The following is a 9,794-nucleotide window of genomic DNA, read 5'->3' on the forward strand; positions in this document are numbered from 1 at the left end:
ATCAATAAAGTCTTAAACCATTCCATGGCTTATCTCCAAATAAAAAATCTAGGCCTGACAAATAGCTAGAAAATCTTGTGGGTTCAATGAGGCTCCCCCAATCAATCCACCATCAATATCCGGCATTGCAAACAGTTCAACGGCATTATCAGGTTTAACGCTGCCGCCGTACAAAATTCCCACGTGGGAAGCTACATCTTCATCAAATTCCGCCAATTGCAAGCGAATTGCTCGGTGTATATCTTGAGCCATCTGAGCGCTTGCCACCTTACCCGTGCCGATAGCCCAAATAGGCTCATAAGCAATCAGGCAGTCAGCCAAACGGTCTTGCAAAATAGCGACCTGCTTTGAAATTTGACCTCGCACTATCTCAACCTCACGACCAGAGTTACGTTCATCAGCAGACTCACCGACACAAATCACTGGGATCATGCCATTATCGAGCACCTGAAGGGCCTTCTCGGCGACCTGCTCATCAGTCTCCCGATGGTATTGGCGACGCTCAGAATGACCAACAATCACGTAGGTGCAATCTAACTCTTTCAGCATAAAGGCAGCAACTTCGCCGGTATACGCGCCATCAGCATAAGCCGAAGCATCTTGAGCGCCCAAGCTTAAAAAAGCTAATGAGCAATCACGAATCAAATCACCACACTGCGCTAAGTAAGGCGCCGGCACACAAACTGCATACTTTCGGCCTGCTGGCATCCCCTGCTCCATACCACGGCAAACGGTCTTGACCCAGTCTGCATTGCTTGCAAGACTACCGTTCATTTTCCAGTTGCCGATAACAGTGAGTGGACGCATTAAATCTAGCTCAATACTTAAACGGTCAACACGATCTTGCCAACATGCTCAGAAGACTCCATCAAACGATGGGCATCAGCCGCTTGGTCTAAGGTGAATGTTTTATAAATCACTGGCTTTAACTTACCCGCATCTAGCAAAGGCCAAATACGCGCATGTAACTGCTGGGTAATCTGCTTCTTAAATGACACAGGACGTGGGCGCAATGTAGAACCAGTGATGGTTAGACGACGACGCAAAATTTGCCCAGTATTTACTTCAGCCTTTGATCCACCCATGATCGCAATAATCACAATGCGGCCATCATCAGCTAAGCAATCAATTTCTTTTTGTACGTAAGCACCAGTAACCATGTCGAGTACCACATTGACACCCTTACCGTCAGTTGCCTTTTTCACTTCTTCTACAAAGTCTTGTGTCTTGTAATTGATCGCCAAGTCAGCACCTAAAGCTACGCAAGCTGCGCACTTCTCATCGGTACCAGCAGTAACAAATACTTTATGACCCAAGGCTTTTGCAATCAAAATCGCAGTGACTCCAATACCGCTAGAGCCGCCTTGCACTAGCAAGGTTTCACCTTCAGATAACTCGCCACGCATGAAGACGTTGCTCCATACGGTGTAAAAAGTTTCAGGCAAGGACGCTGCCTCTTGATCTGTAAACCCTTTTGGATAAGGTAAGCATTGCGCAATAGGAGCCGTACACAGTTCTGCGTAACCACCACCCTGCACAAGCGCACAAACCTTATCGCCAACTTTGAGGCCAAACAGATTGTCAGCATGAGCTAAATCACCGCCAACAATCTCACCAGCCACCTCGAGACCAGGAATATCAGATGCGCCTGCTGGGACCGGGTAATGGCCTTTGCGTTGCAAAACGTCTGGACGATTAATTCCAGCAGCAATCACCTTAATCAAAATCTCACCCGTACCAGCAGCCGGAGCCACCGGGTCAGGACGAGTGGCAGCCACCAGCATCTCTGGTGCGCCAAATTCTTTGATTTCCATTACACGCATATGAACTCCCGCTCGCTGACTTTACTTAAGCAGATTCGCCAGATGTAGGAGCGGCTTCAGCAGTAGCTTCAGCACCCGTCAAAGGAGCAATCGTGCCACCTTCATCAGCCATCGCAGCTTTGAGAGATAAACGCAAACGACCACGCTCATCAGCAGCTAACAACTTCACGCGAACCACTTGGCCTTCTGCTAAGTAGTCTTTAACTTCTTTTACACGCTCATTAGAAATTTCTGAGATGTGCAAGAGGCCATCTTTACCTGGAAGAATGTTTACCAAAGCACCAAACTCGAGCAACTTCACTACTGGACCTTCGTAGATCTTGCCTACTTCAGCTTCAGCGGTAATGCCTTCGATGCGTGCTTTTGCTTCAGCCATGCCTTCAGCAGAAGTAGAAGCAATGGTTACAGTACCGTCGTCTTTAATGTCGATGCTGCAACCAGTTTCTTTAGTCAAGGCTTGAATTGTTGCGCCGCCCTTACCGATGACTTCACGAATCTTGTCTGGATGAATCTTGAAAGAAACCATACGTGGAGCATGTGCAGACAATTCAGTGCGAACTGAACCCATCGCTTCTTGCATCTTGCTCAAAATGTGCAAACGGCCTTCTTTAGCTTGAGCCAATGCAACTTGCATAATTTCTTTAGTAATACCTTGAACCTTAATGTCCATTTGCAAAGCAGTAATACCGTTAGCGGTACCGGCTACTTTGAAATCCATATCACCTAAGTGATCTTCATCACCCAAGATGTCTGTCAATACCGCAAAACGGTTGCCGTCCAAAATCAAGCCCATTGCAACACCGGCAACGTGCGCCTTAACTGGAACACCAGCATCCATCATTGCCAAGCAGCCACCGCAAACGGAAGCCATGGATGAAGAACCATTGGACTCAGTAATTTCTGAAACTACACGAATGCTATATGCGAAATCTTCTGCACTTGGCAATACCGGAATCAATGCGCGCTTAGCCAAACGGCCATGACCAATTTCACGACGCTTAGGGCTACCTACACGACCAGTTTCGCCAGTAGCGAACGGAGGCATGTTGTAGTGGAACATAAAGCGATCACGGTACTCGCCTTCGAGTGCATCAATGATCTGCTCATCACGTGCAGTACCTAAAGTAGCTACTACGAGAGCCTGTGTCTCACCACGAGTAAACAATGCTGAACCGTGTGTGCGTGGCAATACGCCATTACGAATTTCGATCGGACGAACAGTGCGTGTATCGCGACCATCAATACGTGGCTCGCCATTTAAAATCTGGCTACGAACAATCTTCGCTTCGATTTCAAACAAGATGTCGTTAACAGCAACAGCGTCAACATCACCCTCTTCTTGTAACTTAGCTACCACTGTTTTAGTGATTTCTTTGAGCTTGTCTGAACGAGCGCCCTTTTGACGAATCTGATAAGCCTCGCGCAATGGCGCTTCAGCCAATGCAGTGACCTTAGCAATGAATGGCTCATCTTTAGGAGGCTCATCTTTAGGAGCAGCAGTCCAATCCCACTCTGGCTTGCCAGCTTCAGTTACTAGTTCGTTAATTGCATTGATGGCAGTTTGCATTTGGTCGTGACCGTATACAACTGCACCCAACATGATTTCTTCAGACAACTGATTAGCTTCTGACTCAACCATCAATACAGCGGCTTGTGTACCAGCAACAATTAAATCCATCTCGCTAGCAGCTTGCTCTGTACGAGTTGGGTTCAAAAGGTATTGACCGTTAGCGTAACCAACACGTGCCGCGCCAACTGGGCCAGCAAATGGAATGCCCGAAACAGCCAAAGCTGCAGAAGCAGCGATCAATGCCGGAATATCAGCTGGAACGTCTGGGTTGATCGACAACACATGAACTACTACCTGCACTTCGTTCAAGAAGCCTTCTGGAAACAATGGACGCAATGGACGATCGATCAAACGGGAGATCAATGTCTCGCCTTCTGATGGACGACCTTCACGACGGAAGAAGCCACCAGGAATTTTTCCTGCGGCGTAAGTTTTCTCGAGATAATCAACAGTCAATGGGAAAAAAGACTGGCCTGGCTTAGCTGATTTAGAGGCAACTACTGTGCCCATTACTACTGTGTCATCAACATTAACAATGACAGCACCACCAGCTTGACGAGCAATCTCGCCTGTTTCCATTGTTACCTGATGATTGCCCCATTGAAACGTCTTTACTGCTTTTTTAAACATAGTCATTCTGATCTTCTCCAAATTGTTCACGCAAAAGCCACATGGATTTCACGCTTGTCGTGGGATAAAGCAGTGTCACGACAACACTGGAGCGTTTGAAGATCACAAGGGATGCCATTCCAGGGAGGCACTGGATTCTTCAACCCAGAAACTCATTGGAATGACACGATCCCCTACACAAATAATCTTGAAGCGCTCAAAAAACATGCCACCTGCTTAAGACTGATTCTGCTAAGAAACAACCCTAAGATAGATGGCATTGCAATACCGATAAGAATTACTTACGGAGACCTAATTTCTCGATCAATGCGCGATAGCGACCCAAATCCTTGCCTTTGAGGTAATCCAAAAGGCGGCGGCGGCGTGAAACCATCTTCAACAAACCACGACGGCTGTGATGATCTTTAGCGTTAGCTTTGAAATGGGGGGTTAATTCATTGATGCGGGCTGTTAGCAATGAAACTTGAACTTCAGGGCTACCCGTATCGTTTGCGCTGCGCGCGTTTTCTTTGACGATTTCCGCCGTTTTAATATCAGCAACTGCCATTTTCATACTCCTTACTTGCGAACACCTGAGCTTTCACCCAAATCGTGTCGTGCATTTATTAATCAAATAAAACAAAAAAAGCTTTAAAAATCAAAGCCATCGAATTGTAGCAGATCACCTATTCAGGGGCTATCCACCCCAAAACTGGCCGTTTATGGACCAATGAGGGGCTTTAAATGAATAAAACTATATAAATCAATAACTTATATTGAAATTAAGGGGTCATTTGGGCATTTAACTTGGCCTGGCTTGGGTCGTGGAGCTTATTCAAGGCCGATAAATAGGCTTTTGCTGAGGCAGCAATGATGTCTGGATCAGTTCCAACACCATTGACGATACGGCCACCTTTAGCAAGTCTGACGGTAACCTCGCCTTGAGATTGGGTGCCTGAGGTAATTGCATTGACAGAGTAAAGCAACTGCTCTGCCCCGCTCTTCACAATCTCTTCAATCGCATTCAAGCTAGCGTCAACCGGTCCATTACCTTCAGCCTCAGAGCTTGCCTCTTTTTCGCCCACTCGAAAGGTGACTTTAGATTTTGGTCGCTCACCTGTTTCAGAATGCTGACTCAAAGAAATAAATTTATAAAACTCGCCTGCCTCAGCAGCAGCTGAATTAGACATGATGGCAATAATATCCTCATCAAATATTTCTGATTTTTGATCTGCCAATGCCTTGAAGCGAACAAATGCTTCGTTCAAATCTGCTTCAGCTTCAATTGCAATACCCAACTCTTGTAAGCGTTGCTTGAATGCATTACGTCCAGACAACTTGCCCAACACAATCTTATTGGCAGACCAGCCCACATCTTCTGCACGCATAATTTCATAGGTATCGCGATTCTTCAGGATACCGTCTTGATGGATGCCTGAAGTATGGGCAAATGCATTCGCCCCAACAACTGCTTTATTGGGTTGAACCACAAAACCCGTGATCTGAGAAACCAACTTAGAGGCAGGAACAATTTGAGTAGCATCGATACCGCAGACCATATCGAAATAATCTTTACGCGTACGCAAAGCCATGACAATCTCTTCTAATGCCGTATTGCCAGCGCGCTCACCCAAACCATTAATGGTGCATTCAATCTGACGTGCGCCACCAATCTTGACACCAGCTAAGGAGTTGGCAACGGCCATACCCAAGTCATTGTGGCAATGAACTGACCAGACTGCTTTATCTGAATTTGGGACACGGGTGCGCAAGGTCTTCATGAATTCGCCATACAACTCTGGGGTCGCATAACCTACGGTATCGGGGATATTAATAGTGCTAGCACCCTCATTAATTGCCGCCTCAACCACTCTGCATAAGAAATCCATTTCTGAGCGATAACCATCTTCCGCTGAGAACTCAATATCATCTGCCAAGTTTCTGGCAAAGCGAATAGAACGCTTAGCTTGCTCAAATACTTCTTCTGGAGACATGCGCAATTTCACCGCCATATGCAATGGACTAGTTGCCAAAAAAGCATGAATCCGTTTGGCATTAGCGGCCTTTAAAGCGTCAGCAGCGCGAGTAATGTCTTTATCGTTGGCACGGGCAAGTGAACATACGATGGAATCCTTGACGGCAGCTGCTACTGCAGAGATGGCTTGAAAGTCGCCCTCAGAGCTAGCAGCAAATCCAGCCTCGATCACATCAACCTTGAGGCGCTCCAATTGGCGAGCAATACGGACCTTTTCGTCCTTAGTCATTGAGGCACCAGGCGACTGTTCGCCATCACGCAAGGTGGTATCAAAAATGATTACTTTGTCACTCATCACTACTCTCCGGTTCAATATTGCTTAATTTTGTTTACAACTTCATTGTCAATCTAAAAACAAAAACCCCAGCAATTTGCTGGGGCTGGTATGTCGTGGCTAATGAATTACTTTGATCTCATTAACTCAGGCCTTACCTGCCCCAAGCTGTAGGCTTAGTGCTAGAAGTAGTTTCCCGCTAGGCAAGTTAGAAAGTGAGAAATTCATCAACATGGATTAAATATAACCTAAAAATCCAGTTTTAGCCAAAACGGCGACCGCTCAGCCGCTCCCATGCCCAAATGACGTAACCCGAAATGGAATACACCACAAAGAGGCCAAATAAGGTAAGTGGGGGGTTGGAGGAGATCAACACAAAGGAGAGGATCATCAAAACCATCACACCAAATGGAACGCGGTAGCGAACATCCAAAGCCTTACCGCTATAAAAACGGGCATTAGACACCATGGTTAAGCCAGCATAAACCGCCAAGAAAAAAGTAATCCAAGGAATCGCACTGTCTCGCACTGGAATCTTATTGTCGTCAGCCAACCAGATAAAACCTGCCATTAACGAACCAGCGGCTGGACTGGGCAGGCCCTGAAAAAACTTCTTATCAACCACACCAGTATTGACATTAAAGCGGGCAAGGCGCAAAGCCGCACCTGCGCAATAGGTAAATGCAGCTAACCAACCCCACTTACCCAAATCTTTTAGAGCCCACTCATAAGCAACTAAAGCTGGGGCTACACCAAATGACACCATATCAGCCAAAGAGTCATATTGTTCGCCGAAAGCGCTTTGGGTATTGGTCATGCGTGCAACGCGACCATCCATACCATCCAAAACTAAAGATGCAAAGATGGCAATCGCAGCCATCTCAAACTGGTGGTTCATTGCGTTGACGATGGCAAAGAAACCGCAGAACAAGGCTGCAGTAGTAAATGCATTAGGAAGGAGATAAATTCCTTTGCTGCGATGGCGCGGCTTATCCGCATGCAGCTCTTCTATTTCGAAATCAATTTCGTCACCAAGATCTTCAGCCCACTCATCTTGAGTACGCTCAGTGCGGGTACGCGCTAAGCGGCTGCGATCAATACGGCCACGACGGCGAAATGTAGTCACAGAATATTCCCAGTTATTACAGCTTGATTAGTCCAAGCCAGGCACACGAGCTAATGGAGTGTTGGTGGCAAAAACTTTATCCCCAACACTGACTAAAGGCTCAGCTCTTAATGGCAAATATACATCGACACGGGAACCAAAGCGGATAAAACCATAACGCTCACCTGCTTTGAGTCTATCGCCAACATGGATATAGCAAAGAATACGGCGAGCAATAAGTCCTGCAACCTGAACCAGAGTCACGATTTGACCATTGGCATCAATCACAACAGCGTTACGCTCATTCTCAGTAGAGGCTTTGTCTAAATCGGCATTCACAAACTTGCCTGGAAAATATTGAATCTCTTTTACTAAGCCGTTGACTGCGCTACGGTTGGAGTGAACGTTAAATACGTTCATAAATACACTGATCTTCAAAGCTTCACGACCCGCGTAAGGATCGTTCGCCTTTTCAACCACAACGATGCGACCATCAGCCGGAGATAAAACCAGATCACGACCTAAAGCAGCAATACGCTGCGGATCGCGGAAAAACTGCAGAACAAAGATAAAGATGATCCACAAAGGCCATGACCATGCAATGCCACCAAGATAGTGGACTAGCAAAGTAAAAGCCCCCACCAATGCCAAATACGGCCAACCTTCTTTCGCAATAATGGGGTGCGGATACATCATCTTTGTTCTGAGCCTTATTAGTTACTACTATTAATTTCTAACTGCTATTTGCTTAGTTCTTAGCTTAGTTCTTTGTTTGATCAACTAATTTATTCTTCGCAATCCAAGGCATCATGGCACGTAACTTCGCACCAACTACCTCGATGTCATGCTCAGCATTCAAGCGGCGACGTGAAATCAAAGTAGGCGCACCTGCTTTATTTTCCAAGATGAAGCTCTTAGCATACTCACCAGTCTGAATGTCTTTCAAGCACTGACGCATTGCATTCTTAGTATCTTCAGTCACAACACGTGGACCAGTTACATATTCACCGTACTCAGCGTTGTTAGAGATTGAGTAGTTCATGTTGGCGATGCCGCCTTCGTAGATCAAGTCAACAATCAACTTGAGCTCATGCAAGCACTCGAAGTAAGCCATCTCAGGAGCGTAACCAGCTTCAACCAAAGTCTCAAAACCGGCTTTGATCAACTCTACTGCGCCACCACAAAGAACAGCCTGCTCACCGAACAAGTCAGTTTCAGTTTCTTCACGGAAGTTGGTTTCAATAATGCCGGCACGACCACCACCGTTTGCTGTTGCATATGACAAAGCAACATCACGAGCAGAGCCAGATTTATCTTGATATACAGCGATCAAATGTGGAACACCGCCACCTTGAGCGTAAGTACCACGAACAGTGTGACCCGGAGCCTTTGGAGCAATCATGATCACGTCCAAGTCGGCGCGTGGCTGAACTTGACCGTAGTGAACGTTAAAGCCGTGAGCGAATGCCAATGCAGCGCCCTGCTTAATATTGCCATGAACTTCTTTGCTGTATACATCAGCAATTTGCTCATCCGGCAAGAGCATCATCACTACATCAGCATCTTTAACGGCTTCGCCAACTTCTTTTACTGTCAAGCCGGCATTTGCGGCTTTGCTCCAGGAAGCGCCATCCTTACGCAAACCAACAGTGACGTTACAGCCTGAATCCTTGAGGTTCAATGCGTGTGCGTGGCCCTGTGAACCGTAACCAATGATGGTCACTTTTTTGCCTTTAATGAGGGACAAATCAGCGTCTTTATCGTAAAAAACTTTCATGCTCTTTCCTTGTTTTGAAAATGTAGTTAATTCAGTAATCAGTTAAAAAAATTAAACCTTGAGGATACGTTCGCCGCGCCCAATACCAGAACCACCCGAACGGACAGTTTCTAGAATCGATGCACGATCAATCGAATCAATAAAGGCATCTAATTTGGCGCCATCACCAGTTAATTCAATGGTGTAACTCTTATCAGTCACATCGATGATGCGACCACGGAAGATATCCGTTGTACGTTTTAACTCCTCACGCTCTTTACCTACCGCGCGAACTTTAATCATCATGAGCTCACGCTCAATGTGAGGACCTTCAGTCAAGTCAAATACCTTAACCACCTCAACCAAGCGATTTAAGTGTTTTGTAATTTGCTCAATCACATCCTCAGAACCAATCGTGACAATCGTCATACGAGAAAGCGATGGATCTTCAGTAGGAGCAACGCTGAGTGTTTCAATGTTGTAACCACGTGCAGAAAATAAACCGACCACACGGGATAGTGCCCCTGGTTCGTTCTCTATCAATACAGAAATAATATGTCGCATTAGAGATCCTCGCTACCCAAAAGCATTTCAGTAATACCCTTACCCGCTTGAACCATTG

9 protein-coding genes are annotated in these 9,794 nt (G+C 46.2%); all 9 read right to left on the reverse strand.

Features of this window, described 5'->3' with window-relative positions; all coding sequences use genetic code 11:
* Positions 1 to 48: 48 nt before the first annotated feature.
* Positions 49 to 807, reverse strand: coding sequence for a triose-phosphate isomerase (tpiA, locus tag B7X71_RS10325; RefSeq protein WP_293598518.1), 759 nt, complete (start codon positions 805 to 807; stop codon positions 49 to 51).
* Positions 808 to 824: 17 nt separating this feature from the next.
* A complete protein-coding gene (locus tag B7X71_RS10330) occupies positions 825 to 1,823 on the reverse strand; it encodes an NAD(P)H-quinone oxidoreductase (protein WP_293598519.1) in 999 nt (332 codons plus the stop codon).
* A gap of 25 nt (positions 1,824 to 1,848) precedes the next feature.
* Positions 1,849 to 4,029 (reverse strand): polyribonucleotide nucleotidyltransferase, encoded by a 2,181-nt coding sequence (pnp, locus tag B7X71_RS10335; RefSeq protein ID WP_293600698.1) that lies wholly within the window; start codon positions 4,027 to 4,029, stop codon positions 1,849 to 1,851.
* Positions 4,030 to 4,300: 271 nt separating this feature from the next.
* Positions 4,301 to 4,570, reverse strand: a complete 270-nt coding sequence (rpsO, locus tag B7X71_RS10340) for a 30S ribosomal protein S15 (protein ID WP_015420915.1) — start codon at positions 4,568 to 4,570, stop codon at positions 4,301 to 4,303.
* A gap of 214 nt (positions 4,571 to 4,784) precedes the next feature.
* The gene (locus B7X71_RS10345; RefSeq protein ID WP_293600699.1) at positions 4,785 to 6,332 is read right to left on the reverse strand and encodes a 2-isopropylmalate synthase; all 1,548 of its coding nucleotides are present in this window, start codon (positions 6,330 to 6,332) and stop codon (positions 4,785 to 4,787) included.
* Between the two features lie 241 nt (positions 6,333 to 6,573).
* Complete coding sequence (gene pssA, locus B7X71_RS10350) at positions 6,574 to 7,437, reverse strand: CDP-diacylglycerol--serine O-phosphatidyltransferase (protein ID WP_293598521.1); 864 nt, start codon at positions 7,435 to 7,437, stop codon at positions 6,574 to 6,576.
* A 27-nt stretch (positions 7,438 to 7,464) separates the two neighbouring features.
* Positions 7,465 to 8,112 carry a phosphatidylserine decarboxylase gene (locus B7X71_RS10355; protein WP_293598522.1) on the reverse strand — a complete coding sequence of 216 codons (648 nt, stop codon included), beginning with the start codon at positions 8,110 to 8,112 and terminating at the stop codon, positions 7,465 to 7,467.
* 64 nt (positions 8,113 to 8,176) lie between these two features.
* Positions 8,177 to 9,193, reverse strand: coding sequence for a ketol-acid reductoisomerase (gene ilvC / locus B7X71_RS10360; RefSeq protein WP_046329933.1), 1,017 nt, complete (start codon positions 9,191 to 9,193; stop codon positions 8,177 to 8,179).
* 51 nt (positions 9,194 to 9,244) lie between these two features.
* A complete protein-coding gene (gene ilvN / locus B7X71_RS10365; RefSeq protein WP_015420909.1) occupies positions 9,245 to 9,736 on the reverse strand; it encodes an acetolactate synthase small subunit in 492 nt (163 codons plus the stop codon).
* Positions 9,737 to 9,794: the final 58 nt, after the last annotated feature.

Source organism: Polynucleobacter sp. 39-46-10 (assembly GCF_002282275.1).

Excerpts from the sequence above, each read along its gene's own strand:
- tpiA (WP_293598518.1), bottom strand. The coding sequence starts at position 807 with ATGCGTCCACTCACTGTTATCGGCAACTGGAAAATGAACGGTAGTCTT.
- B7X71_RS10330 (WP_293598519.1), bottom strand. The coding sequence starts at position 1,823 with ATGCGTGTAATGGAAATCAAAGAATTTGGCGCACCAGAGATGCTGGTG.
- pnp (WP_293600698.1), bottom strand. The coding sequence starts at position 4,029 with ATGACTATGTTTAAAAAAGCAGTAAAGACGTTTCAATGGGGCAATCAT.
- rpsO (WP_015420915.1), bottom strand. The coding sequence starts at position 4,570 with ATGGCAGTTGCTGATATTAAAACGGCGGAAATCGTCAAAGAAAACGCG.
- B7X71_RS10345 (WP_293600699.1), bottom strand. The coding sequence starts at position 6,332 with ATGAGTGACAAAGTAATCATTTTTGATACCACCTTGCGTGATGGCGAA.
- B7X71_RS10355 (WP_293598522.1), bottom strand. The coding sequence starts at position 8,112 with ATGATGTATCCGCACCCCATTATTGCGAAAGAAGGTTGGCCGTATTTG.
- ilvC (WP_046329933.1), bottom strand. The coding sequence starts at position 9,193 with ATGAAAGTTTTTTACGATAAAGACGCTGATTTGTCCCTCATTAAAGGC.
- ilvN (WP_015420909.1), bottom strand. The coding sequence starts at position 9,736 with ATGCGACATATTATTTCTGTATTGATAGAGAACGAACCAGGGGCACTA.